Annotated in this window: 27 protein-coding genes; 8 read left to right on the forward strand and 19 right to left on the reverse strand. The window is 65.0% G+C overall.

Annotation, left to right across the window (positions count from 1 at the left end; translation table 11 throughout):
• Positions 1-64: 64 nt before the first annotated feature.
• Both NDO75_RS22490 and NDO75_RS22495 read right to left on the reverse strand, forming a co-directional pair.
• Complete coding sequence (locus NDO75_RS22490; protein ID WP_310908867.1) at positions 65-445, reverse strand: DUF192 domain-containing protein; 381 nt, start codon at positions 443-445, stop codon at positions 65-67.
• A gap of 75 nt (positions 446-520) precedes the next feature.
• Positions 521-871: an ArsR family transcriptional regulator gene (locus tag NDO75_RS22495; RefSeq protein ID WP_310908868.1), complete on the reverse strand. Its 351-nt coding sequence runs from the start codon at positions 869-871 to the stop codon at positions 521-523.
• A 104-nt stretch (positions 872-975) separates the two neighbouring features.
• Between NDO75_RS22495 and NDO75_RS22500 the strand changes: the two genes are divergently transcribed.
• Positions 976-1,506, forward strand: coding sequence for a hypothetical protein (locus NDO75_RS22500; RefSeq protein WP_310908869.1), 531 nt, complete (start codon positions 976-978; stop codon positions 1,504-1,506).
• A 3-nt stretch (positions 1,507-1,509) separates the two neighbouring features.
• Here NDO75_RS22500 and NDO75_RS22505 read toward each other — a convergent pair whose 3' ends face one another.
• The 3 genes from NDO75_RS22505 to NDO75_RS22515 all read right to left on the reverse strand — a co-directional run bounded on the left by NDO75_RS22505 (position 1,510) and on the right by NDO75_RS22515 (position 4,467).
• Positions 1,510-2,451: an SDR family oxidoreductase gene (locus tag NDO75_RS22505; RefSeq protein WP_310908870.1), complete on the reverse strand. Its 942-nt coding sequence runs from the start codon at positions 2,449-2,451 to the stop codon at positions 1,510-1,512.
• A 231-nt stretch (positions 2,452-2,682) separates the two neighbouring features.
• Complete coding sequence (locus NDO75_RS22510; protein ID WP_310908871.1) at positions 2,683-3,474, reverse strand: endonuclease V; 792 nt, start codon at positions 3,472-3,474, stop codon at positions 2,683-2,685.
• Between the two features lie 63 nt (positions 3,475-3,537).
• Complete coding sequence (locus NDO75_RS22515) at positions 3,538-4,467, reverse strand: rhomboid family intramembrane serine protease (RefSeq protein ID WP_310908872.1); 930 nt, start codon at positions 4,465-4,467, stop codon at positions 3,538-3,540.
• Between the two features lie 231 nt (positions 4,468-4,698).
• Here NDO75_RS22515 and NDO75_RS22520 point away from each other — a divergent pair, with 231 nt between their 5' ends.
• The 4 genes from NDO75_RS22520 (at position 4,699) to NDO75_RS22535 (ending at position 7,969) form a co-directional block, all read left to right on the forward strand.
• On the forward strand, positions 4,699-5,139 hold the full coding sequence (locus tag NDO75_RS22520; protein ID WP_310908873.1) for a DUF5788 family protein: 441 nt from the start codon (positions 4,699-4,701) through the stop codon (positions 5,137-5,139).
• On the forward strand, positions 5,136-6,887 hold the full coding sequence (gene polX, locus NDO75_RS22525) for a DNA polymerase/3'-5' exonuclease PolX (protein WP_310908874.1): 1,752 nt from the start codon (positions 5,136-5,138) through the stop codon (positions 6,885-6,887). Before NDO75_RS22520 ends, polX begins: the two co-directional genes overlap by 4 nt.
• A 39-nt stretch (positions 6,888-6,926) precedes the next feature.
• Complete coding sequence (locus NDO75_RS22530) at positions 6,927-7,388, forward strand: Mut7-C RNAse domain-containing protein (RefSeq protein ID WP_310908875.1); 462 nt, start codon at positions 6,927-6,929, stop codon at positions 7,386-7,388.
• A gap of 224 nt (positions 7,389-7,612) precedes the next feature.
• Positions 7,613-7,969, forward strand: a complete 357-nt coding sequence (locus NDO75_RS22535) for a spore germination protein GerW family protein (protein ID WP_310908876.1) — start codon at positions 7,613-7,615, stop codon at positions 7,967-7,969.
• 171 nt (positions 7,970-8,140) lie between these two features.
• On the opposite strand, the gene NDO75_RS22540 is transcribed toward NDO75_RS22535, so the two are convergent.
• From NDO75_RS22540 to NDO75_RS22555, 4 genes are all read right to left on the reverse strand, one after another.
• Positions 8,141-8,350 (reverse strand): hypothetical protein, encoded by a 210-nt coding sequence (locus NDO75_RS22540; RefSeq protein WP_310908877.1) that lies wholly within the window; start codon positions 8,348-8,350, stop codon positions 8,141-8,143.
• A gap of 383 nt (positions 8,351-8,733) precedes the next feature.
• Complete coding sequence (locus tag NDO75_RS22545; protein ID WP_310908878.1) at positions 8,734-9,957, reverse strand: mandelate racemase/muconate lactonizing enzyme family protein; 1,224 nt, start codon at positions 9,955-9,957, stop codon at positions 8,734-8,736.
• 199 nt (positions 9,958-10,156) lie between these two features.
• Positions 10,157-10,909: a PHP-associated domain-containing protein gene (locus NDO75_RS22550; protein WP_310909191.1), complete on the reverse strand. Its 753-nt coding sequence runs from the start codon at positions 10,907-10,909 to the stop codon at positions 10,157-10,159.
• A gap of 37 nt (positions 10,910-10,946) precedes the next feature.
• Positions 10,947-11,375, reverse strand: coding sequence for a hypothetical protein (locus NDO75_RS22555; RefSeq protein WP_310908879.1), 429 nt, complete (start codon positions 11,373-11,375; stop codon positions 10,947-10,949).
• Positions 11,376-11,482: 107 nt separating this feature from the next.
• Between NDO75_RS22555 and NDO75_RS22560 the strand changes: the two genes are divergently transcribed.
• Positions 11,483-11,770 (forward strand): hypothetical protein, encoded by a 288-nt coding sequence (locus tag NDO75_RS22560; protein ID WP_310908880.1) that lies wholly within the window; start codon positions 11,483-11,485, stop codon positions 11,768-11,770.
• 154 nt (positions 11,771-11,924) lie between these two features.
• Here the strand turns inward: NDO75_RS22560 and NDO75_RS22565 are convergent, their stop codons facing one another.
• The 3 genes from NDO75_RS22565 to NDO75_RS22575 all read right to left on the reverse strand — a co-directional run bounded on the left by NDO75_RS22565 (position 11,925) and on the right by NDO75_RS22575 (position 13,632).
• Positions 11,925-12,731: an alpha/beta hydrolase gene (locus tag NDO75_RS22565; RefSeq protein WP_310908881.1), complete on the reverse strand. Its 807-nt coding sequence runs from the start codon at positions 12,729-12,731 to the stop codon at positions 11,925-11,927.
• Between the two features lie 287 nt (positions 12,732-13,018).
• The gene (locus NDO75_RS22570) at positions 13,019-13,456 is read right to left on the reverse strand and encodes a transcription elongation factor Spt5 (protein ID WP_076145024.1); all 438 of its coding nucleotides are present in this window, start codon (positions 13,454-13,456) and stop codon (positions 13,019-13,021) included.
• Positions 13,456-13,632 carry a protein translocase SEC61 complex subunit gamma gene (locus NDO75_RS22575; RefSeq protein WP_310908882.1) on the reverse strand — a complete coding sequence of 59 codons (177 nt, stop codon included), beginning with the start codon at positions 13,630-13,632 and terminating at the stop codon, positions 13,456-13,458. The genes NDO75_RS22570 and NDO75_RS22575 overlap by 1 nt, the downstream gene beginning before the upstream one ends.
• A gap of 132 nt (positions 13,633-13,764) precedes the next feature.
• Here NDO75_RS22575 and NDO75_RS22580 point away from each other — a divergent pair, with 132 nt between their 5' ends.
• A complete protein-coding gene (locus NDO75_RS22580) occupies positions 13,765-13,980 on the forward strand; it encodes a hypothetical protein (protein ID WP_310909192.1) in 216 nt (71 codons plus the stop codon).
• 30 nt (positions 13,981-14,010) lie between these two features.
• On the opposite strand, the gene NDO75_RS22585 is transcribed toward NDO75_RS22580, so the two are convergent.
• From NDO75_RS22585 to NDO75_RS22615, 7 genes are all read right to left on the reverse strand, one after another.
• The gene (locus tag NDO75_RS22585) at positions 14,011-15,249 is read right to left on the reverse strand and encodes a mandelate racemase/muconate lactonizing enzyme family protein (protein ID WP_310908883.1); all 1,239 of its coding nucleotides are present in this window, start codon (positions 15,247-15,249) and stop codon (positions 14,011-14,013) included.
• A 160-nt stretch (positions 15,250-15,409) separates the two neighbouring features.
• Positions 15,410-16,279, reverse strand: a complete 870-nt coding sequence (locus NDO75_RS22590; protein WP_310908884.1) for an alanyl-tRNA editing protein — start codon at positions 16,277-16,279, stop codon at positions 15,410-15,412.
• A 78-nt stretch (positions 16,280-16,357) separates the two neighbouring features.
• A complete protein-coding gene (locus NDO75_RS22595; RefSeq protein WP_310908885.1) occupies positions 16,358-16,891 on the reverse strand; it encodes a multiprotein-bridging factor 1 family protein in 534 nt (177 codons plus the stop codon).
• A 101-nt stretch (positions 16,892-16,992) separates the two neighbouring features.
• Complete coding sequence (locus tag NDO75_RS22600) at positions 16,993-18,264, reverse strand: DnaJ domain-containing protein (RefSeq protein ID WP_310908886.1); 1,272 nt, start codon at positions 18,262-18,264, stop codon at positions 16,993-16,995.
• A gap of 136 nt (positions 18,265-18,400) precedes the next feature.
• A complete protein-coding gene (locus NDO75_RS22605) occupies positions 18,401-19,720 on the reverse strand; it encodes a DNA polymerase IV (protein ID WP_310908887.1) in 1,320 nt (439 codons plus the stop codon).
• Between the two features lie 84 nt (positions 19,721-19,804).
• Complete coding sequence (locus NDO75_RS22610; protein ID WP_310908888.1) at positions 19,805-20,536, reverse strand: GNAT family N-acetyltransferase; 732 nt, start codon at positions 20,534-20,536, stop codon at positions 19,805-19,807.
• A gap of 236 nt (positions 20,537-20,772) precedes the next feature.
• A complete protein-coding gene (locus NDO75_RS22615) occupies positions 20,773-21,228 on the reverse strand; it encodes a MaoC family dehydratase (protein ID WP_310908889.1) in 456 nt (151 codons plus the stop codon).
• Between the two features lie 154 nt (positions 21,229-21,382).
• Here NDO75_RS22615 and NDO75_RS22620 point away from each other — a divergent pair, with 154 nt between their 5' ends.
• Positions 21,383-21,877, forward strand: a complete 495-nt coding sequence (locus tag NDO75_RS22620) for a ubiD operon protein (protein WP_310908890.1) — start codon at positions 21,383-21,385, stop codon at positions 21,875-21,877.
• Position 21,878 lies beyond the last annotated feature (1 nt).

A 21,878-nucleotide genomic window follows, 5' to 3' on the forward strand; every position in this document is an offset into this window, starting at 1 on the left:
TAACGGAACACCCCGACTTAAATCCGCCGGTCGTGACTCGCGGTATCGGTCGCCACCCCGGCGGTCAGGAGTCGTCCTCGAGCGTCAGCCGATCGCCGGCTTCGACCTCGGCCGCAGCGCCTGCTGGCAGTTCGACGATCAGGTCGGCCCGTGCGCGGGCGAAACTCCGCCACGGATATAGCCGCTCGACGCGTTCGACGACGCCGTCGACGGCCCAGACTGCGTCGATAGGGAAGAAGACGAACAGCATGTGGAGGTCGCGGACCGTCGTCGAGTCGAAGCGGAAGGCGAGCGCGTAGTCGTCCGGAATCGATCGGCGGAACATGAGCCCGCGAGCCTGACTCACCAGCGAGTCCGCGAGTTCGACGTTCGTCGCCAGCGACTCCGTTCGCTGCTCGAAGAAGTCGTCGTCGGCAGCGGTGACGGGCTCGTGGACGAGTCGCACAGCCAGGGGTGCGAACGGCGACGAGAAAAAGCTCTCGGCCCGGACGTGGCTGAGTCGGAGTGACGGAGTGACTCCTCAGAGATCCCGGACCGATTCCGCGGCGTCGAACAGCGCCAGCACGCCCTCCTCGAGCAGTAGTCGACCGAACTCGGTCAGTTCGTACTCGGTTCCCTCGACCGACGGATCGACGAGGCAGGGCATTCGTTCGGCGAGTACGCCGCCGTCGACGAGCGCGTCGACGCGGGCCGCGACCGCCGCCTCGCGTCCCGCGACCTCGGCAGCGATCTCGCTCACCGTGAGGCCGTCCGCCGGGTGAGCGTATACCGCGTAGACGACCTCGAGCCGGCCGCGGTCACCGATGGCGGTGACTGCCTCGAGCACGTCCTCGGTCGACAGGATCGTATCGCGGTCGTCGGTCGGAAGCACGTCGGTGACGACGGAATCGGACTACAAAATCCCATCGACGCCGGCGCTGGGCTACCCATCGAACGGACGATTCAACATCCCTCGAGCCCTACGCCTCGCCGGCGATGGAGAAAACGCCGCAGGGGACCTCGGTCGGCGTCGACGACCCCTACGAGTTCGCGGGTGTCTGTGACCACCTGACCGGCGAGGGAACGTGCCGATACGCGTTCGACCACTACGAGCACGACCCTGAGTTCGCGCGCGAGCGCGCTGCCGACGACTACGAGTGTCCCGTGGTCGACCCCGAATCGGAGTGGTCGTGGGCCGACTGCCCCCACTTTCGATCGCGAAACCGCGACCGCGAGTGCGTCCGCTGCGGTCTCGCGGAAAAGCGGATGGCCCACGACGACGAGCGGCCGCTGCTCGAGGAACACCACCTCTCCTACGCGCGCGACGGCGAGACCCTCTCCCACGAGATCACGATCTACCTCTGCCGATGGTGTCACGCCAAAGTTCACAACTCGTGGGCGCGGATCACCGACGACGCCGCGCCGGAGCCGGAGGCAGTCGCAGAACTCGAGGGGCGACGCAGTCGCGAACAGTCCGAACTCGGCTTCGAGTCGGCCGCGAAGCGCTACGAGACGGACGACGAATAGGAGCTACGCGAGTTTTCGCAGAAGACCGTACACCGCGTCGCGCAGCCGGTCCGGCAGGTACCGCGCGTAGAGGCCGTACTTCGCCATCGGGCCGACCGGGTACCGCGCCGGCGGGTCGGGACTCGTCGCGGCCTCGAGGATCGCCTCCGCGACGTCTTCGGGGTCGGACGCGAAGGGGCCGCCGGATCCGCCGCCACCGATCAGTTCGAACTCGTCGTAGAGTTCGTACAGCGACTCGTAGACCGCCGACCGCTCGTCATCGGGCAGTTCGTCGTTCGCACGTTCGGTGAAGTTCGTCTCGACCGGTCCCGGTTCCATCACGACGACGTCAATGCCGAACTCCTCGACTTCGCCGCGCAGCGAGTCGCTCATCGCCTCGAGGGCGTGCTTCGAGCCGGCGTAGGCACCCGCGCCGGGGAACGAGATCCGGCCGATGACGCTCGAGACGTTGACGATCGTGCCGTCGCCCTGAGCGCGCATGTGCGGCACGGCGGCACGAGTGAGCCGGTGCGGGCCGTAGACGTTGACGTCGAACTGCCGGTGGAGATCGACCGTCGCGATATCCTCGAGCGGCCCCATCTGGGCGTAGCCGGCGTTGTTGACGACGCAGTCGATCGCGCCGGCGACGTCGACGGTCTCCTCGACGGCCGTCGCGACCTCCTCGGGGTCGGTGACGTCGAGTTCGAACGTCTCGCAGCCGTCGTCCTCGAGGTCGTCGATATCGTCGACGTTGCGCGCCGTGGCGAACACCAGCCAGTCCTCCGCGAGGAAGGCGCGGGCGGTCGCGCGGCCGATACCCGACGAGCAGCCGGTGATCAGCACCGACTTCTTTCGCGTGTAGCGATCCGTATCGCTTCCCGCGGTTTCGCCCTCGCGGTCGTCCTCGACGACGGTGCCGTCCGGCCCGTCATCGGCGGTCCTCTCGACGTCCTCAGCGGTGGCCATGTGTGACCGGTTCGGGAGACGATACCTAAGTATCGACGGTTTGTCGCGCTAGCCGTAATTTTCGGATTTGGATGAGATGGAGATGCGGTGAGCAGGCGACCGAAAGGGACGATTGATAGTCCGAAACCCCGGATCGCTCGAGTCTCGGGACTCGAGTCGCCCGGCCCCTTTCAGTCCCACCCGCCGCGAGCGGTTGGTCGGCCGGCTGTAGTCGGCGGCCGAGTAGCAGGCCTAGTCGTCGAGCGACTTCTTCGCTTCGTCCGCGTACTGATCCGCGAGGCGGACCGGCTCGGGGAGCTTGTACGACGAGGCCAACTCGAGGACGACATCGGCCGCCGTCTCGGGGCCGACGCGGTGGCCGGCGCTGACGTACAGCGGGTTGATGTACCGGTTCGGCGAGTCGTACTGGCGCGTCTGGACGGCATAGCCGATGAGCGTCCCGTCGGGGGCGTCGACTCTCGAGTTCGCGTCGATGGGAATCCGCGAACCAGCGGGTAGCCCGTCGGTGTCCTCTCTGGGCGCGCCACAGAGCAGGCTCTTCGCGACGCCGACGCTGGGCACGTCCCGGACGACGCCAATGTGGGTCGCGATGCCGGCTTGCCGGAAGTGGATGCGGCCGCTGCCGTCGAACAGGACGAGGTCGGGATCGGCGTCGAGTTCCTCGAGCGCCGCGAGGATCGGCCCGCCCTCGCGAAAGGAGAGGAGGCCGGGGATGTAGGGGATCTCGAGGCCGGTCACCGCGTGGACGCGCTCGATTATCTCGCCGCCGCGCATCGCGACGACGGCGGAAAGCGCGCGGTCCTGCTCGCCCTCGGCGTTCGTGAGAAACGACTGATCGACGCCGACGACGACCGGCGGCTCACCGCCGGTGGCGGTCGCCTCGAGCGGGTTCGAGAGCGCGCCGGGATCGAACGCGAAGTCGTCCTCGAAGACGGCGACCGAGGCGATTTCGCGCTGGAGATCCTCCATCTCCTGACGCGAGAGGCCGGGATCGGGTGCGAGATCGGGACGTGGCTGGGTCATCGAGTTGGCGGTGATTGCGGCCGTGCGAAAATCAGTTGCGGGGTTGCGGCGGTGCGGAAATGGTCAGAACCGGCGTCGACCGCCCGGACCGCCCGGGCCACCGGGACCGCCACCGCCGAACTCGAGCTTGCTCGGCGCGCTGACGTTGCGGTTCTGCTTGACGTACTGCCCGTAGGCGAGGCCGATCGCGAGACCCACGAGGTGTGCCATGTGGGCGATGTTGCCGCCGCCGCCGACCGAGAGGAAGAACACGCTGATGAAGGCGTAGCCGGCGGTGAGCAGCCAGATCGGGACCGGGAGGATGAAGTAAAGGTAGACCTTGAGGCCCGGATTCAGGATCGTCAGGACGCCGAGGATGGCGAGTGCGGCACCACTTGCTCCGACAACCCCCGAAGTGAACGGCGTTACCGTAGCGGTCTCCAGTATCTGAATGCCGATTTGGCTCAGACCAGCGAGCGCGCCACTGACGAGGAAGAGGATCGCGAACTTTCTCGATCCGACGTACCGCTCGACGAGTGGACCGAAGAAGAATATCACGATGCTGTTCCCGGCGATGTGGTAGAGTCCACCATGTGCGAAGATCGACGTAAACCACGTCCAGACGTACTCTGGATAATAGGGTCGCAGGACGAAGAGGGTCCGCATCAGTTCGGAACCGAAGATTGCTCCAACGGCGATTTGTGCGCCGAACGTCAGCCACATCAGAGCGAGGAACGTGTACGTCATGTTCCCGCGGAAGTACGCTAACGGGCCGCCCGTGCCAGTGTTGACCGGAATCTTGTCTGCGACGCGCGAGGCGCGCGACGCACTGTTACCGGAGTTAGCGCTGTCGTCGAACCCGCTATCGAAGACCCCCTGCGGGTCGTTCCAGTTCTGGAGCCCCGAGCAGTCGTGGTTCTCGGGGAGCCGATGGTCAGCACAGTAGGTCCCACCGCAGTGCCGACAGTTGTACGGCATGTTTTCGTCCTTCCCACACACGTCGCACTTGGCCATTGACCGGGGGTATGTGGGGAGTCGCTAAGGGATTTGGGGTTTTCGACGGATTATTTCGGGCCGATCGATCCGAACAGTAGCCGTGGCGAACAGTCTGATATGGCCCCGTAATCGGCCATAGGTCGCCCGAACAGAGGGGCCGCGACGACCGCTCGACTGCTCGACACTCGATCGCTCTCGCGTGGCATCGCGGACTGTACATTTTTGCCTCCCCAGCGCCCACATTCGGGCGTGCAAGAGTACGAGCGCAAGCAACTGCTCGAGCGCGTCGAGCGCGAGGGCGCGACCGTCGGCGCGGACATCCCGGAGACGATCACGGTCCAGGGGGAGGAGATCGACCTCCGGACGTTCGTCTTCGAGATCAAGCGCCGCGAGACGGTGCCCTCGGGGGAGCGCGAGCGCGTCGAGCAGGCCAAGAGGAACCTGCGGCGCGAGCGCCTCGAGCGACTCGAGCGGATCGAGGAAGGTGCGATCAGCCGCGAGGAGGGCGAGGACCTCGCCCGGAGCATCATCGGCATCGATCGAGCGCTGAACGCCCTCGAGAGCCTGGGGCTGACGGACCTCGAGCGCGAACAGATGGTCCAACAGGCGCAGGATCGCAAGCGCTGGATGTCCTTCCTCAAGAAGGCGCTGGGCCAGGACGACGATCAGGCGACGCGGAGGGGACGATGACGACCAACGCCGAACTCGCGGGCCGCTTGGAGGAGTTCGCCGACCTGCTCGAGGCCGACGACGTGGAGTACAAGCCCCGCGCGTATCGCCGGGCGGCCGAGAACGTTCGCTCGTTCCCGTCGCCGATCGCCGACCGGATCGAGGACGGCGACCGAGAGGCCGTCGAGAACATCGACGGCGTCGGCGAGGCCATCGCCTCGAAAATCGTCGAGTACGTCGAGACCGGCGAGATCGAGGAACTCGAGGAGCTCCGCACCGACCTCCCGATCGACATCGCGGACCTGACCCGAATCGAGGGCGTCGGCCCGAAAACGGCCGGGAAACTCTACCGCGAACTCGGGGTACAGACGCTGGACGACCTCGAGGAAGCCGCCGAGGCCGGCGAAGTGCAGGAAGTCAAGGGGTTCGGCCCGAAAACGGAGCAGAACATCCTCGACAACCTCGAGTTCGCCCGCAGCGTCGGCCAGCGCCACCTCGTCGGCGAGGCGCGCCCGCTGGCCGACGACGTGCTCGCGTTCCTCGAGTCGCTCGAGGCGGTCGAGCGCTGCGAGGTTGCGGGTTCGATCCGCCGATGGCGCGAGACGATCGGCGACGTGGACGCCCTCGCGTCGACGACGGAGAACGAGGCGGTGATCGAGGCGTTCGTCGACTGGGACTCGGTCGACGACGAGATCGAGTCCGGACCGGAGAAGGCCAGCGTCCGCGTCGGCGAACTCCGCGTCGACCTGCGCGTGGTCGACCCCGACGAGTTCGGCTCCGCCCTGCAGTACTTCACGGGGAGCAAAGACCACAACGTCGCCCTGCGAAACTACGCGATCGACCGCGGGATGAAGCTCAACGAGTACGGCGCGTTCGATGTCAGTGAGGTAGAAGATACGGATAGCGGTCAGCGCGTCGGCGAGCGCGTCGCCGGCGAGACGGAGGAAAGCATGTACGAGGCCCTCGAGCTGCCGTGGATCCCGCCGGAGCTCCGGGAGAACCGGGGTGAGATTGCCGCCGCCGAGAACGGCGCGTTGCCGGACCTCGTCGCCCGCGACGACATTCGGGGCGACCTCCACACTCACACCGAGTGGTCCGACGGTAACAACACCATCGCGGAGATGGTCGACGCCGCCACAGAGCGGGGCTACGACTACTTCGGAATCGCCGATCACGCCGAGGGTCCCGGGATCGTCGGCGGGATGGGGCTGTCGGACGACGAAATCCTCGAGCAGGTAACGGAGATCCGCGAGGTCGGCGACGACGCCGAGATCGAGGTCTTCGCGGGAATCGAGGCCAACGTCGACGCCGAGGGCGAGATCGGCCTCTCCGACGACGTAATCGAGGCACTGGACGTAATCGTCGCCTCGACCCACAGTGCGCTCGATCAGGACGCCGAGACCGCGACGGAGCGACTCGTCACTGCCGTCGAGAACCCGGCGATCGACGTACTGGGCCACCCCAGCGGTCGTCTACTCAACCAGCGCTCCGGGCTCGACTACGACGTGACGGCGGTCGCGAGGGCTGCCGCCAAACACGATACCGCCCTCGAGGTCAACAGCGACCCCCGCCGACTGGACCTCTGGGGCAGCGCCGTCCAGGCCGCCCTCGAGGAGGGCGCGAGGATCGCGATCGACACCGACTCCCACCAGCCACCGACCCTCGAGTACATGCGCTGGGGTGTCCACACCGCGCGCCGCGGCTGGGCCGAACCGGACGACGTAATCAACGCCTGGGACCTCGATCGAATCCGAGCGTACCTCCACTGACCGCCCTGCTGATCCATCGCCTGCGACACTCATCCACTCATGCGCCTGCTCGTCGACGTCATGTGCGGCGGCATCGTCTCGTACCTGCGGATGTGCAACCACGACACCGTTTACGCCGGCGATCGCGGCCTCGAGGCCGACGACGACGCCCTCGCGGTCGCCCGAGACGAGGACCGGACGATCGTCACCCGCGACGGGCCGCTCGCGAGCCGAGCCGACGAATCGATCCTGCTCGAGTCCCGAGAAGTCGAGGACCAACTCGCCGAGCTCACTGCAGCCGGTGTCGACCTCACGCTCGCGGACGAGCCTGCGTTCTGCGGGCGGTGTAACGGCCCGCTCGAGCGCGTCGACCCGACCGCCTCGACGCCGGATTATGCTCCTGATCCCGCCGAGTTCGAGACGTGGGTCTGTCGGGACTGCGGGCAACACTTCTGGCGGGGCAGTCACTGGGAGCGAGTAGCGGAGACGCTCGCTCGAGTTCGCGAATCAACTGAAGAATAGTAACTCAGCATCTCAGATCAGAATGGGGCAGAAACGAAGTTGGGGAATTCGGCAACTACGTGTGCTTACTGACCGCTGGAATTCCTCCCAATCAGCGTATCTCTTCAAAGAGCCGTGCTGAATCCACAGCGTGTATCGGTCACGGCAGTGTCTTCCAGTCGAGAGCACCCTGACGATTGGGGACCTATGTGGCTGGCAATCGAAGTGTCAGTGGGGGACACCTCATGAACGTAATCGACCGGCTCACGACCGTCCTTGAACCGCTCCACGGCTCGGCATCCGTCAAGTCAGTGTACGGCGATCCAATCGAAGCCAACGGCCGAACCATCATTCCCGTGGCGAAGGTCGCATACGGGTTTGGCGCTGGATACGGATCGAGTCCCGAGAAATCACCTGACGACCAGCCCACGCAAGACAACGAGGGTGGCGGCCTCGGAGGCGGTGTCTCGGCAAAACCCGTCGGCGTGGTAGAAATAACTGAAAGCGAGACGAGATTCGTTCGACCGACTTCTACTCGCCGTCGTATCACTGTACTTCTCGCCTGTCTTCTCGCTGGGTATCTGCTTGGACATCGGAAGTAACGCTCTCGCGTGTCGGTTTCGACCTGCTGCACTCATCCTCTGTGTGCAGCACGTGTCTTCTGACAGAAGCTGTAAGGGTGAGATAGAGCCTGCAAGATACAGGGCGCAAATGTGGCACGGAGTGAGGTGCGATCAAGGTGGAAGGTCGAACGTTCAATACAGGGGAGATACCTACCAGACTCCGAGAAACAGTACCAGTATCAGTGCAGCTATAACTAATGCAAGAAAATCTTTTGACACGTTTGCTTCAGGCGATACTAAGTCCATAATCGCAACAGCCACACCTCCGAGAGCTATAGCAGCTGATAGGTAGAGAAGTAGCGGTTTTAGGAGGTATAGCGAACCTCTTCCAGGTGACTCAAGAAGTATATCGATGGTCATCATTAGCGAAGTCACATGGTTAGAAAAAGAACTTTTTCATCACGATGTCCCCGCAACTCGTGAGAGAATATGCAGGAAGCCAGTGCTATACTTGTAAAGGTAATAGGTGCCAGAAACCGACTCGTATGCCCTCCTGACGACTACCTGACGAATGACAAGCACGTGTAGTGAGCGGGTGGTTCATCGGTTTCGGAGTGAAGCAAACAAAGCCGTCGTGCTGAACTCATTCTCTATATTCAGCAGTCGGTTTTTGGCGTAGTTCGGATAGATCGATAGCCGCTTCGGTAACTGCTTCCTCTGTACTGAACGCGAGTTTTACCATCCCCCGATTTGATAAAGAAACTGATTACTGACCACCGACGGACCTCGAGGCTGCGTATGGTTCAGTCGAAGCCGTCGGTCCGGGGCAGTAGGTGCTCCTCGACGGTCGCCTCGTCCAGTTCGATTCCCAGTCCCGGCTCGGTCGGCACGTCGATATAGCCGCCCTCGATCAGCGGTTCGTCGCGCTCGAGCAGGTCGTCCCACCAGTCGACCTCGAGCGCGTGGTACTCGAGCACGTCGGCGTTGGGGACGGCCGCACAGAGGTGGACACAGGCCATCGTCCCGACCGGGCTACAGACGTTGTGCGGCGAGAAGGGGATATAGCGCTCCTCGGCGCGCTCGGCGATCCGTTTAGACTCCGCGAGTCCGCCGCAGGTCGCCGGATCCGGCGTGATTACGTCGACCGCGTACTCGTCGATCAGCTCGCTCAGTTCGTGGATCCGGAACCGGTTTTCGCCCGTCGCGAGCGGCGTCTCGGTCCGCCGGGCGACCTCCTTCTGGGCCGCCGTCTCCTCCGGTGGAACGACGTCCTCGAGCCACATGAGGTCGTAGGGCTCGAGTTTGCGGGCGAGCCGAGCGGCGCTCTCGACGGTGTAGTCCCAGTGGCAGTCGAAGGCGAGGTCGATCTCGTCGCCGACGGCCTCGCGGACGGCCTCGACGACCTCGACCTTGCGGTTCAGCGCGGCGTTGGTCAGCCGGCCGTTGTACGGATCCGGCTCGTTGTCCCGAGCCATATCGAGATCGAACTTGATCGCGTCGAATCCCATGTCGACGACGCGTTTCGCTTCCGCGGCGTAGGCCTCGGGCGTGTACGCGTCCGCGTCGGCGTACTCGGTGAAACCGCCGTCGTCGACCGCGTACGCCTCGCCGGCGTGACAATCGCAGTAGATCCGAACTCGGTCCCGGTAGCGCGAACCGAGTAGCTGGTAGACCGGCAGCCCCAGAATCTTGCCGGCGGCGTCCCACAGCGCGATCTCGATCCCCGAGGCGGCGGTGACGACCTTGCCCGTCGTCCCGCCGTGACCTGACATTTCCTGCACGATACGCCGAAACAGCCGCTCGACGTCTAACGGGTTCTCACCGACGAGAAAGCGGTTCGCGTACTCGACGAGGTCCGGTACGCCACCACCGCGGTAGGCCTCACCGATCCCCGTCACGCCCGCATCGGTGTGGACCTTCACGAGGTTCCACTCGAAGTTACCCTCGACGACCGCCGCCTCGAGCTCGGTGATCGCCACGTCGTGACCCGCGGGGCGGTCCGTCGCGTGATTCGAGAAGTCCCTCATCGGCGATCAGCTCCGTCGTCGGCGTGAGAGCGATCCGTGAGACGGTCCCCGGATTCCGTGACCCGTTGCGGGCCATTGCGGCACGATAGCATTGTTCGCCGTACCAGTCGGAGGACCGTGTACCTGCCGCTCCGACGTCGCGCCGTCTGTACTGACGTTCGTTCGTCGCTGTCGATCTGCGGACCAACGTCACGAACCGTCAGTAGACCGCTACGTCGTCGAACCGGCCGTCGTAAGCGATGTGTTGAGGGTGGGTCGGCTCCGTACCGGACAGAAAGAGGCGATCGATCTTTTCCCACGTGTTCTCGTATGCGAGGTGGGCGAGTTCCGTCGCCGTCGTCGTCCAGCGCCCGAGGCCGTTACTGTAGACGACGCGACGGGCGACCCCTTCTCTGAGTGCGTCGACGAGGTCGGCTTCTTGTTCGATCGCCGTTTCGAACGCCGTGTGGGCGATGCCGACGGTCCGCGGAAGGTGGGCGTACGAGGAGGTAAACGGCGGTATGGAGAGCGTCTCGGCGAGGCGGCGTGCGCGGCGATTGTGCGGCGGCAGGTGTTTCGGATTGAAAATTTCGACGGCATCGATCGCGTCCGCGTGCGTTCGGATATCGGAGTCCGCGAAACTGACGTTGGCGAACGTCGGATGCGGGACGAGCACCGCCGCGTCCTGTCGCTCGAACTCCGCCATCGCCGCCTCGAGCGGAATGAAATCGGGGACCGGTTCCTCGAGACCGAGCGCGAGAACGTGTCTGCGCTTTCGCCACGAACCGGTAAACACCTCGCGGGCGGGGATCACCAGCAGGTCTTCGTCGGAATAAGACGCCGCACGCTCGCGGATCTCCGGGAGACGGGTGAAGTGAGGGGCGTAGACGATCGCATCGAGGCCCGCCCGCTTGGCCCGCTCGACGACTGTCTCGTCGAGCACCTTCACGTGGCAGTCGACTCGGTACGTCACTCCGTCGGTCACGTCGCCCACTTTCGGGACAGCCGAGTTATGAATTCTGATTTGGCGGCCACTCGATCGTTTCTTTGATCGCGTCGACGATCGGGATCACCGGCTCGTCCAGGTCGACTGCGACGAATAGCCCGGTCTCGCCGACGTAGACGCGGAGGATTTTCATGAAATCCATTGCGGTCGTGATGTACTCGACGCGTTCCGCATCGGGAAACAGCGTGTTCCGGAACAGCTTGATCTGCATGAAATCCATGTGGACGTTCGTATGGATGGTCTCGAAGTGCTCGAGCATCGCCGCCTGACTCTCGTACATCGAGACGGTCTCGTCGCTGAGATAGAGCGGCCGAAACGACTCCGTGTCGTACTCGCAGAACGCATATAGAGGTCCTGAAACGGTCTGCTGGACGGCCTGTCGTGCCCGATCAGCATCGAACGCCGCCAGTTCTGACCTGTTAGTCGCCGGCATACGAAGACGGAGGCACTCGACGGGTGAAGGTCTACCGGGCGACTGGTCTCGTCGATTGCACCCCTGCGAAACAATCATTAGGGCGGCCCGTAGAGTTCCTGTATCGAATGGCCTGGGAATGCGGAATCGACGGCTGTGGATCGGTGTTCGAGGACGTCGAGTCGGCCGTGGTCCATCAGGCGACGGAACACCAGCGCCGCGAGTGTTCGGTCTGTGGCACGGTCGTCCCCGACGGATATCTCGCGATTCGCCACGCTTTCACCGAACACAGCCGCGCAGAGTACGTCCGCGCATACGGAGCCAGCTCCGAGGCGGTCCGCGAGCGCGAAGAGTTGCTCGAGGAGATCGAATCCGAGGCAGACATGCAGGCGATCGCCACGGAGCTGAAACGCTAGCCTCGCTCGGCCTCGGCATCGTATTCACGGTCGCTGTCGGAATAACAGCTGTGCGGTCCGTTCGTCCGCGGTCGGTAGTCTCCTCGCGGTCGTCGTCCCCGACAGAGCGGAAGGGGGACGCGATACCGAAATCGATAGCCGGTGACGAGATGGGTTAGTAGTTACTGATGATCTTGGTGACGCAGCCCGAACTCTCCTTGTAGGAGGTGTGGTCCGGAACCGAGTCGCTCACGTCGACGTCCCAGTAGTTAGACGGCGTGGTACCGTCGCTGAACCAACCGCCACAGTCAGCCGGGCCGCTCCCGAGTCGCGCGATGCTATCGTTGGTCGAGTAGTAGTTGCGCACTTCGCCGGCCGAGTCCTGAATGGCAGTGTAGAAATCCCCGCTCTCACAGGGGCCGTCGGCGACCTCGTAGGAGCCGATGCTGTCTGCCGTCTCGACCGTGAACGAACCGCCGATCGCTGCGAGCGTCTCCATCTGGACGATGCCGCCCATCGAGTGGCCGAGGATACGGATCGTCGTGTCCGGGTTCGCGTTCTTGTAGTCACCGAGCCAACTGGCGAACATGTCGCCGGTATCCCGGGCGCTCGCCTCGGCCGACCAGGGGAGGCCGCTGTCGTCCCACGTGACCGCCGTCACTGTCTCGGTGTACCCGAGACTCCGAGCCGTTTCCTGGAACTGTCCGGCCTGACTGACGCTGGCCGACGATCCCGTATAGCCGTGGACGTTGAATACGACCTCGTCTTCGCCCTGAGGTGCGTCGTAGATGCTCGGCGTCCCGTACCGGAAATCGACCTCCATGATCTCGTCGGTGTCGGCCGCGACCGACCCCGACGCCGCGCTGAGCCCCGCACCCGCGACGACCGCCGCCCCGGTCGTCTGCAGCATTCGCCGTCTCGAGACGGCGTTCGATTCGTCGCTGTGCCCCGCGTTCGAATTCGTGTGTTCGTTAGCTACCATTGTGACCTGTTCGCATTGTGAAGCGAACGGCCACCTGTTTTCCCAGAATTGCAGTATGGTTTCTTACTCAGAAGACAGTGTTTTTATGACATAGCAGCTATCGTGATCGCTAACTGGACGCTATCGGCGAAATGTCTCCGTGAGACTCGCTGACCCGGCGAAATAGCTATTTGCCTTGCGACTACCGCCCGGAGAAATCGTTGCTGCCAGTGGCATATTCGCGAGCGCTAACGCGCCCGTCATCGTCGACTCGCGGGCACGAACTGTCCGTTCGCACGTCCCGTTCTCTATCGCTCGTCGCTGTCGAGCACGCGAATCTGATCGCCCCGCACCGTGACCGGAATCGGAACGGTCGCCTCGTACAGTTCGACCGTCACCTGATCTTTCCCTTCGTCGATCCGCTGCACCTGTGCTTTCTCGCCTTTGAACGGACCGGCGATGAGTTCGACGATGTCACCTTCCGCGATTCCCTCGACGTCGGGCTTGGGCGAGAGGAAGTGTTCGACCTCAGAGATGTCTGATTCGCCGGGCACGATGCTCCGAGCGTGAGGAATGTCCTCGAGCACGCGGTTCAAGACCGCGTCGCCTTCGGCCTCGACCATCACGTAGGAGGTCAGCGAGTCGGGCGCGAGCGCGGCGTGGATCTCCGGCTCTTCGCGGTTGATGATCATGTCGGCGACGGTGCGCTCCTGGCTTGCCGTCGTTTTGACAGCGTAGATGCCCATCAGACGCCACCACCGGTCAGCAACAGCATGATCGCGCCGATGAGGAAGCCGACGAGGCCGATCAGCAGGATACCCGCGCCGGCGATCTTCGATACCTGGAGGAACTCCTCGGTCGTGGGTGTCGTCGCCATCTTCAACACCCGAACGTACGAGGTGAGGTCGTACGGAACGTCCATATCTGTCTATTCACAACGCGGGGTCTTTTATCTGTCTTTCGTGTCTCCCGAACGATTCGAATGCTCGCACCCGGCGTCGACGTTGCACTCGACGGCCTCGCGTCCAAACCGTTCGACTACCAATCCGGTTGCATGGCCGAAGACGATTCCGACCGAGCCAACGAATACGAAGCGGAACGAGAGGCCGAAATCGAGGAGGAACTCGAGCGCATCGACCGCGATCCCGACGAGGTAGACGAGGGCGGCGATGACCTCGGGACCCAGAACGCGCCCCGCGAGGAGGCCGAGGACCTCGAGGATCTCGAGGAAGACGCCGAGGAGGACGCCGACGAAACGGACGAGGACTGACGGCTACTGACGGCGTGCGGAGCGATTCTCCTATTCCTCGTCGAATAGTTCCTCGCCCTCGACCATGTGCTCCGCGACGGCGTCCATGTCGAGCGTCACGCCCAGCCCGGGTTCCTCGGGGACCTCGATGTAGCCGTCCTCGATGACGTCTTCCTCGACCAGATCCTCCCACCAGCCGAGTTCGTAGGAGTGGTACTCTACCGCAAGCGCGTTCGAGATGGCCGCGCCGACGTGGGCGCTGCCGACGGTCGCGACGGGCGAGGCGACGTTGTGCATCGCGACCGGCACGTAGTAGAGATCGGCGAGATCGGCGATCTTGGCCGTCTCGCGCATCCCGCCGACTTTGGGCATGTCCGGCGCGATGATATCGACGGCCTGCTCCTCGATGAGTCGGCGCTGGCCGTGCGTGCGATACACGTTTTCGCCGACGGTGATCGGCGTCGCCGTCGATTGCGTTACCTCGCGTTGCACGTCGTGGTTCTCCGGCGGCACGGGATCCTCGAGCCACCAGACGTCGTACTCCTCGAGGCGCTTCGCGAGCCGTTTCGCGCTGTCGGCGGAGAACGTCCAGTGGCAGTCGAAGGCCACGTCTGCGCGGTGGCCGACGCGCTCGGTGATCGCCTCGACGATCGAGGCCTTGTGTTCGATTTCGGCGGGTCGAAGGTGGCGGTTCGCGCGGTCCTTCTCGTGGCCCGAAGGCACGTCGAGGTCGAACTTCAGCGCGTCGTAGCCCAGTTCTTCGACGACCCGCTCGGCTTCGTCGGCGCAGGCGATCGGATCGGCCTCCTCCTCGGTGTGGCAGTCGCAGTAGACCCGCACTTCGTCGCGGTACTTGCCCCCGAGGAGCTGGTAGGCCGGCGTCTCGAGGATCTTCCCCGCCAGATCGTGCAAGGCGACTTCGATGCCGGCGATGGCAGTGACGGTAACGCCGCCGATCGATCCCTCGCCGGACATTTTCTGAAACAGGTGCTCGGTGAGTCTATCGATGTCCAGCGGGTTTTCGCCCTGCAGGAAGGGTTTCATCCGTTCGATCAGTTCCGGCGCGCCGGCCCCCCAGTAGGCCTCTCCGGTGCCGGTGATCCCCGCGTCGGTATAGATCCGCACGAGCGTCCACGGGAAGTTGCCGTCGACCATCGTCGTCTGGACGTCCGTGATCTCGACGTCCCGGCCCTGTCCGCGCTCGCGCGTGACCCCCATCGTCTCGCTCGAGAGGTCCCGCATGGTGTACTCGGCGTTCGGGTCGTGCAGTTGCGAGTAATCGATACCCATAATTCCAAATTCACTCCTAAGGTAGTAATAGTTTCCACCTTCCGCTGGCAAGGCGGCAACGTCCTATCCGATCGATATATCGGAACTGAACGTTATGAACACGATGCTTGCGAGGGACGGTGTCGGCGCGTACGCGAGATCCGTCGACCGCGGTCGGTTCTCAGGCTCGCTCGAGTTCGTCGCCGACCTCTTCGAGGTCGACGTCCAGCGCAGCGGTCGCGGCGAACGCGGCCCGCTTCTCCGCGGTCCGCCGGTTGATCGCCTGCGGGCCGACGGCGAATTCGATCCGGGTCACGCCCACCTTGGGACTCGAGCGGCCGAGCAACGTCACAGGACCGATCTCGCGGGTGTTCCGGACGTGGGTGCCGGCGCAGGCTCTGGCGTCCCACGACTCGGTCGTTCCGTTCGTCCCGGTGAAGCGGTTCCCGTTCCCGCCGTCGTGTTCGTCCTCGATGGTGACGACGCGGACGCGCCCCTTCGCGACCGCAGCCTCGTTGGCGTCCGGATCGAAGCGAACGTCCTCGCGCTCGCGCGCGTCGGCGATCGGCACGCCGTCCCACGACACTGGCCGAGACTCCCAGATCACGCGGTTGACCGCCTCGTCCAGTTCGATTAGCGTTTCGTCGTCGACGGGGACGTCCGTCTCGAGGTCGACACGGACCGTTTCCGGGCCGATCTCGAGGCCGGTACTGGTCGCTCCCTCGAGCAGTCGGCTCGCGGCCCCTGCGAGGACGTGGCTGGCGGTGTGGGCCCGCATGCAGTACATCCGGAACGACCAGTCGATCGAACACAGCGCGCGGTGGCCGACCTTGAACGACGGTTCGTCGGCCAGCACGTGGACCTGCTCGCCGCCGATCAGTTCGACGTCCGCCACCTCGATGTCGGCGATCGTGCCGCGATCAGCCGGCTGGCCGCCGCTCGCCCCGAAGAAGTGACTGCGCTCGAGCCAGACCCGTCGGCCGTCGATCGACGTCACTTCGGTCTCGAACCGCGTCGCGTACGGCTCCGCTGCCGCCCGTTGCCCGGTCATCGGTTGCAGTCTGTCGGCTGCGGTTAAAAGTCTGCTCGCCGAGATTGTGTCCGAATCCGAACGAAAGCCGGGTCCTCGCTACTCCGAGAGAGTCACGTCCAGACGCTCCTCGAGCGCCTCGATCAGGCCGCCGCCGACGCCGGCCTGCGTCGCGCGTCCCTGTTCGACGGCGAGGACATCCTTCTCGGGCGCGCCGAGCTCTTCGGCGAGTTCCTCGCGCTGGAGGCCGGCCTCCCGTCGGGCCTCGACGAGGGCCTCGCCGTAGTCCGAGACGAGATACGGGAGCGGATCCTCGTCGTAGTTCGTCCCCTCGCTCTCCCAGCGTTCGGAGTCGCCATCCCAGACGGGGTTGGCCTTCGCGACGTTCTGGGCCGCCTTCTGCTTGCGGCTCGGTTCGTCGTCGGAGCCGCTGCTCGGGCCCTGTCCGCCCTGTCCGCTCCGGTTTCGGTCCCGGCCGTGGGTCTGCGAATCGTCGTGTGGCGCGCAGTCCGGGCAGACCTCGAGTTCCGCGCCGGCGACCGACGCGAGCCTGAGCGAGTCGCTCTCGGCACCGCAGAGTTCGCAGTTCGTCCCGCCACCACCGCTGGACGAACCGGTCGAGTATTTAGCCATACGACACGTTGGCCGCTGTCGCATTTTAACCGTTCGGTACGACGGGTTTCGGACGCTGTAGCTGGACGCGAGCGCTCGAGAGTGGCGACTGCGGTCCCGGATCAGCGGCCGAGGTGCTTCCGGATCGTCGTTCGCAGCGGCAGTGCCAGCCCGCCGATCAGCGGCAGGAGTGCGAACGCGGCGAAGTCGACGGGAAGCGAGGCGATGCCGGCCGCAGCAGCGCCGAAGCCGGCGATCGGGGCGAGAACTGGCATCACGTACAGGTACGACGGCTTCCAGCCGGGCAGTCGGCGCGTGTGTCGGACGATCACGCCGAACAGGAACGGCATCAGGACGGTCCCCGCGAGCAGCGGACCGCCGGCCAGCGTCGTCGCGACTCCCAGCGCGAGCGCGACGACGATCGTCTCGTTGATCGTCACCGCCCCCCACGTGTTCTCCCGGCGGCGGACGCGGGTCACGAGTAGCGCACCCAGCGCGAGTGCGACGACGCCCGCCAACGCGGCGTACCATAGCGGCTGCTCGAGCGGCGGCGAAACGAACTCGACTCCGCTTACGAACGCCGTCGTCGTCTCGATCCCGTGGCGGCTCTCCGAGAGCAGACGCCAGAGCCCGGCGGGATCCGCGCCCGTCGCGCGCAGGTCGGCCCACAGCGAGCCGAGGGCGTCCCGGTTCGCGAACGCGAAGTGGCCGACACCGGCGGCGTAGACGAGCACCGACAGCCAGATCAGCGGCAGCGAGAAGTTCTGTCGCCGCCACCAGCGCACCAGCGCGTTATCAGTACCGCTCTCCGTTCGCGACCGCGAGCGCGTCCCGGCTCCGCTCGACGTGCCAGCCCCGGGGGCCGACCCACCGGTCCGGCCGGCGGTCCCCGAGCCGCTTCCGCCAGCGGGACCCGTTCCCGTCGCGGCTCCGGCGCTCGAGCCGCCGGCTGCGGTTCCGGCCGCCGCCGCACCGCCCGCCGATGCCCCGCTCGAGCCGGTCCCGGCAGCCGATCGGCTCGATGTAGTCGAGCCGGTCGCCGCACCGCCAGCCGTCGAGGCAGAGGCGGAGGCGGTTTCCGACTCCGAGTAGCTCAGTTCCGTCCCGCTCGAGTCGTCCTCGTCATCGTCGCTCTTCCAGACGTCAGGAGAGGGGAGACCGCTGGTCCGCTTGGCGACGTACTCCTCGTGGCCGAGCCGGTCGTAGGCCTGACGCTCGACCGGGTCGCCGAGGATGTCGTAGGCCGTCTTGACCGCGGTGAACTGGGCCTGTGCGCGGTCGTCGTCGTTCAGATCCGGGTGGTAGACGCGGACCTGTTCGCGGTAGGCGTCCTTGATCTCGTCTTGAGAGGCGTCGGAGGGAATCTCGAGAAGGTCGTAGAAATCCTCTGTCATATGAGCGTGGGACGTGTGTCTGTGGCGGGGATTATCGGGGAGGGGTTATAATTTCAGTGTTCTTTCCAGTCGGTTCGATTATTCTCGTCACTCGAGGTATGAGTGCGTTGTGGCCGTCGCCGGTCGCGGCGGGCGGTTACGAGAAGTCGGCGAGCGAAGACTGGCCGGCCGACAGCTCGCTGCGGGTCGGACCCAGATCCCCGTCGCTCGCCTCCGGATCCGGGTCGGAATCCGACCCGTCCGCGTCCGATTCGCTAGACGGCTCGGGGTCGGTGCCGCCTTCGTTCGATCCCCAGCCCTCGAGGCTGGCCTGATCGGCGGCCGCGAACTCGAGGTTGGCGACGCGGACGCCGAGTTTGCGGACGGGCTCGCTCTCGAACTCGGCGAACAGGTCGCGGGCGATGCGATCGACCAGTTCGGGATCGTCGACTGGCCCGGGCAGCGACCGCTCGCGCGTGTTGACATCGTACGGCGGCGTGACGGCCTTGACGCCGATGGTCCGGTACAGCGCGCCCTCGCGCTGCGCGCGATCCGCGACCGCCGCCGAAAGGGTCTCGATCAACTCGTACTTCGGATCGGGCGCTTCGACGGGCTCGGCGAACGCCGACTCCCGGGAGAAGCTCTTCGGGTCGCCCTTCGGCTCGACCCGGCGATCGTCCTCACCGCGCGCGCGATCGTACAGCTCTCGGCCGCGCTCGCCGAATCGCTCGACCAGCGGCTCGGGGTCGGTCGCCGCCACGTCGCCGGCGGTCTCGAGGCCCATCTCCCGTAACTCGCGGGCCGTCACGGGGCCGACGCCGTGGAGCAGGTCGACCTCGAGCGGCGCCAGAAACTCGCGGATCTCGCCGGGTTCGACGACGGTGAGCCCGTCGGGCTTGTCGAAGTCGCTGGCGATCTTCGCGGCGCTCATCGTCGGCGCGACGCCGACGCTGACGGTCACGCCGACCTCCCGACGGATGCGGTCCTTGATGTGACGGGCGAAGCCGTCCGCGACCTCCCAGGCGGTCCGCTCGGTCACGTCGAGATACGCCTCGTCGATGCTCACCTCGCGGACGACGTCGGCGCAGTCGTGGAGGATCTCCCGTACGTCGGCCGCGACCGATTCGTAGTAGTCCATGTCGACGGGCCGGTAGTAGCCGGTCTCGGTGCGCTCGAGGTCCGGATCGCCGAGGTCGCCGTTCTCGTAGGCCGCGCGTCTGGGGAGGCGCTCGAGGGCAGTCGAGATGGCCTGTGCGCTCTCGACGCCGAACTCGCGGGCCTCGTAGCTAGCGGTGGCGACCGCGCCGATCGTCTCGCCTTCCTCGTAGCCCATCCCGACGACGAGGGGTTCGCCGCGGAGAGCGGGCTCGCGAAGCCGCTCGCAGGAGGCGTAGAAGCAGTCGGCGTCGACGTGGCAGAGGATCCGGTCCTCGTCGTCTGCGCCCTCGACGCCCGGTAGCCGCGGCCCGTCGGACATTCGTCTAGGGGTCGATTCGTCCGAACCGACGTGAACGTTGCGCCCGCGCGCGGCGGTCACCAGCGATGCTCTCGGCGCTGACAGCTATAGTTCGTACGCCATCATCACTTCGTCGACGTACTCGCCGTCGATCGTGTAGTGGTCCTTGCGGATCGCCTCGGTGTCCCACCCGTGTGCGGTCAGGAACTCGAGCGCGGTATCGTTGACCACGGGAATGCTATTGTAGAGCTTCCGGTAGCCGTTCGCTTCGGCCCACTCGATGCCGCGCTGCAGGAGCGTGCTTCCGATCCCGTGTCCTCGGTAGGCCTCCCGGACGCCGACCGTCTGCTGAGCGACCTCTCGAACCGGATCGATCTGGTGGAGATCGAGGTGCGTCCAGCCGACGACGTCGCCGTCGACGGTTGCAACGAAGAACCGCCGGGACTCGACCGCGTTGTGTCTGGTGACCGCGTTCTCGTACAGCAGCTGCTCGGCAATCGTTTCGGCGACGACGTAGGTCTCTTCGGCCGTAACGTCCCGAATCGTGTCGACGAGACCGTCGAAATCCCGCTGCCGAGCGGGGCGAACGGTGACCGTGAACTCGCCCAGGTCGTGCTTTTCGATGGCCCCGAACTCGAGTGCGACCCGGAGCGTTCCGCCCTCCTCCTCGAGGTATCCGTCGGCTTTGAGCTCCTCGAGACGCGTTCGAAACTCTTCCGAAGGCAGGGAGACGATGTCGAGTAGCTTGTGCCGTTCGGCGGTTCCGTGCCGCTCGACGTACTCGTACATGCGCTTGCTGGCATCCGAGGAAAACGCGGGCCGTTCTCTGGTGTCCATACGTACGCTATGGCGTACGGTCGCTTATCCCTTGTCCATTGGTATCATGGCACAGGCATGGATGATAGTTGGCACTGTCGAAACGTCCGTCCGGGACTCGCACCGGCCGCAAGCGACTACCGGTCCGCGATCGGCGGGACGCCCCGCCGGCGGAAGCCACACCCATCGAGCCGGTAAGATCCCGATAGCGGGGTCGAATCGATGGCCGAAGCGGGCGCGATGCTCGGCTCCGATGACTACTCGCTCGAGCCGGGGTTTCGGCGCTCGATCATTCCGGTGACCGTGTACGAGAGGACCACATCGTCGTTCTGATTTCGCACTTCGATATCGTTGTCCACGTACCCGCGGCGCGGATCGCTCTCGGAGCGGCGCTTGTCCACGACTTCCGTCCGAACCGACAGCGTATCGCCCGGCGTAACCGGCTGGCGCCACCGCAATTCGTCGACGCCGCGGCCGCCCATTCCCGCGTTCTCCCGGAGGTAATTCTCGACGAGCAGTCGCATGGACATCGCGGCAGTGTGCCATCCCGACGCGACCAGTTCGCCGAACGCCGACTCTGCTGCGGCCTCCTCGTCGGTGTGGAACGGCTGTGGATCGTACCGTTCGGCGAACTCGACGATCTCCGATTTCGTGACGTGGTACTCGCCGAACTCTTCGGTCGTGCCGACCTCGATGTCCTCGTAGTAGCGCATCAGTCGTGAGAACGTCGATACTCGAAAAAAGCGTAGCGGACGGCGGGTTCGCCGGCGGTGTGTCGAGAACCCCACTCTTTAGGGCGGATAGGGAGTAGAAACGATCGATAAGCGCGTGCGAACACGAGACACGGGTCACGGAAACCGGGAGACTATGTCGAACCACTACATCACAGCGGCGGAACATCTGCCGGACGAGGAACGGACGGAGACGACGCTCCAGATCACCGACGCCGAGACGAAGCGGATCTTCGAGGCCCGGGTTCGGATCGCCAGCGAACCCGACGAGCTCACCGACCCGCGACCGCTGCGCGTCGTCACCGGACCCCACGAGAACGTGAGCGAGGAACGATACATCGAGCTCATCGACGAGATCGACTCGGCCGGGGTCAACGAAGACCTCCTGCGCCGGCTGGCGAGCGAGCAGGAAACGGCCTCGAACATCGTCAACACTCGCTCGGACGATCTCAAGGTCGTCCTGCGCTACCTCGTCGAATCGGGCCAGTACGAGTCGACCGCCGAAGCGCTCCGTGAACTCGCGTTCCAGCACCTCGCCGAGAACCGGCCCGCGCTGCTGGAAACGTACGAGGAGGTCCGAACCGAGTTCGAAGCCGATCCGCTCCGTCGCGCCCTCACGGACGGGGAGTAGC

Source organism: Natrinema sp. 1APR25-10V2 (genome assembly GCF_031626495.1).
Classification (GTDB): Archaea; Halobacteriota; Halobacteria; order Halobacteriales; family Natrialbaceae; genus Natrinema.

What these genes read in the sequence shown, in the direction of transcription:
- NDO75_RS22555 (WP_310908879.1), bottom strand. Translation starts at nt 11,375, where the DNA reads ATGCCGGCGACTAACAGGTCAGAACTGGCGGCGTTCGATGCTGATCGG.
- NDO75_RS22575 (WP_310908882.1), bottom strand. Translation starts at nt 13,632, where the DNA reads ATGGACGTTCCGTACGACCTCACCTCGTACGTTCGGGTGTTGAAGATG.
- NDO75_RS22515 (WP_310908872.1), bottom strand. Translation starts at nt 4,467, where the DNA reads ATGGCCAAGTGCGACGTGTGTGGGAAGGACGAAAACATGCCGTACAAC.
- NDO75_RS22595 (WP_310908885.1), bottom strand. Translation starts at nt 16,891, where the DNA reads ATGGCTAAATACTCGACCGGTTCGTCCAGCGGTGGTGGCGGGACGAAC.
- NDO75_RS22580 (WP_310909192.1), top strand. Translation starts at nt 13,765, where the DNA reads ATGGCCGAAGACGATTCCGACCGAGCCAACGAATACGAAGCGGAACGA.
- NDO75_RS22510 (WP_310908871.1), bottom strand. Translation starts at nt 3,474, where the DNA reads ATGACCCAGCCACGTCCCGATCTCGCACCCGATCCCGGCCTCTCGCGT.
- NDO75_RS22570 (WP_076145024.1), bottom strand. Translation starts at nt 13,456, where the DNA reads ATGGGCATCTACGCTGTCAAAACGACGGCAAGCCAGGAGCGCACCGTC.
- NDO75_RS22500 (WP_310908869.1), top strand. Translation starts at nt 976, where the DNA reads ATGGAGAAAACGCCGCAGGGGACCTCGGTCGGCGTCGACGACCCCTAC.
- NDO75_RS22535 (WP_310908876.1), top strand. Translation starts at nt 7,613, where the DNA reads ATGAACGTAATCGACCGGCTCACGACCGTCCTTGAACCGCTCCACGGC.
- NDO75_RS22615 (WP_310908889.1), bottom strand. Translation starts at nt 21,228, where the DNA reads ATGCGCTACTACGAGGACATCGAGGTCGGCACGACCGAAGAGTTCGGC.
- NDO75_RS22545 (WP_310908878.1), bottom strand. Translation starts at nt 9,957, where the DNA reads ATGAGGGACTTCTCGAATCACGCGACGGACCGCCCCGCGGGTCACGAC.
- NDO75_RS22530 (WP_310908875.1), top strand. Translation starts at nt 6,927, where the DNA reads ATGCGCCTGCTCGTCGACGTCATGTGCGGCGGCATCGTCTCGTACCTG.
- polX (WP_310908874.1), top strand. Translation starts at nt 5,136, where the DNA reads ATGACGACCAACGCCGAACTCGCGGGCCGCTTGGAGGAGTTCGCCGAC.
- NDO75_RS22560 (WP_310908880.1), top strand. Translation starts at nt 11,483, where the DNA reads ATGGCCTGGGAATGCGGAATCGACGGCTGTGGATCGGTGTTCGAGGAC.
- NDO75_RS22590 (WP_310908884.1), bottom strand. Translation starts at nt 16,279, where the DNA reads ATGACCGGGCAACGGGCGGCAGCGGAGCCGTACGCGACGCGGTTCGAG.
- NDO75_RS22505 (WP_310908870.1), bottom strand. Translation starts at nt 2,451, where the DNA reads ATGGCCACCGCTGAGGACGTCGAGAGGACCGCCGATGACGGGCCGGAC.
- NDO75_RS22605 (WP_310908887.1), bottom strand. Translation starts at nt 19,720, where the DNA reads ATGTCCGACGGGCCGCGGCTACCGGGCGTCGAGGGCGCAGACGACGAG.
- NDO75_RS22565 (WP_310908881.1), bottom strand. Translation starts at nt 12,731, where the DNA reads ATGGTAGCTAACGAACACACGAATTCGAACGCGGGGCACAGCGACGAA.
- NDO75_RS22620 (WP_310908890.1), top strand. Translation starts at nt 21,383, where the DNA reads ATGTCGAACCACTACATCACAGCGGCGGAACATCTGCCGGACGAGGAA.
- NDO75_RS22540 (WP_310908877.1), bottom strand. Translation starts at nt 8,350, where the DNA reads ATGACCATCGATATACTTCTTGAGTCACCTGGAAGAGGTTCGCTATAC.
- NDO75_RS22585 (WP_310908883.1), bottom strand. Translation starts at nt 15,249, where the DNA reads ATGGGTATCGATTACTCGCAACTGCACGACCCGAACGCCGAGTACACC.
- NDO75_RS22600 (WP_310908886.1), bottom strand. Translation starts at nt 18,264, where the DNA reads ATGACAGAGGATTTCTACGACCTTCTCGAGATTCCCTCCGACGCCTCT.
- NDO75_RS22610 (WP_310908888.1), bottom strand. Translation starts at nt 20,536, where the DNA reads ATGGACACCAGAGAACGGCCCGCGTTTTCCTCGGATGCCAGCAAGCGC.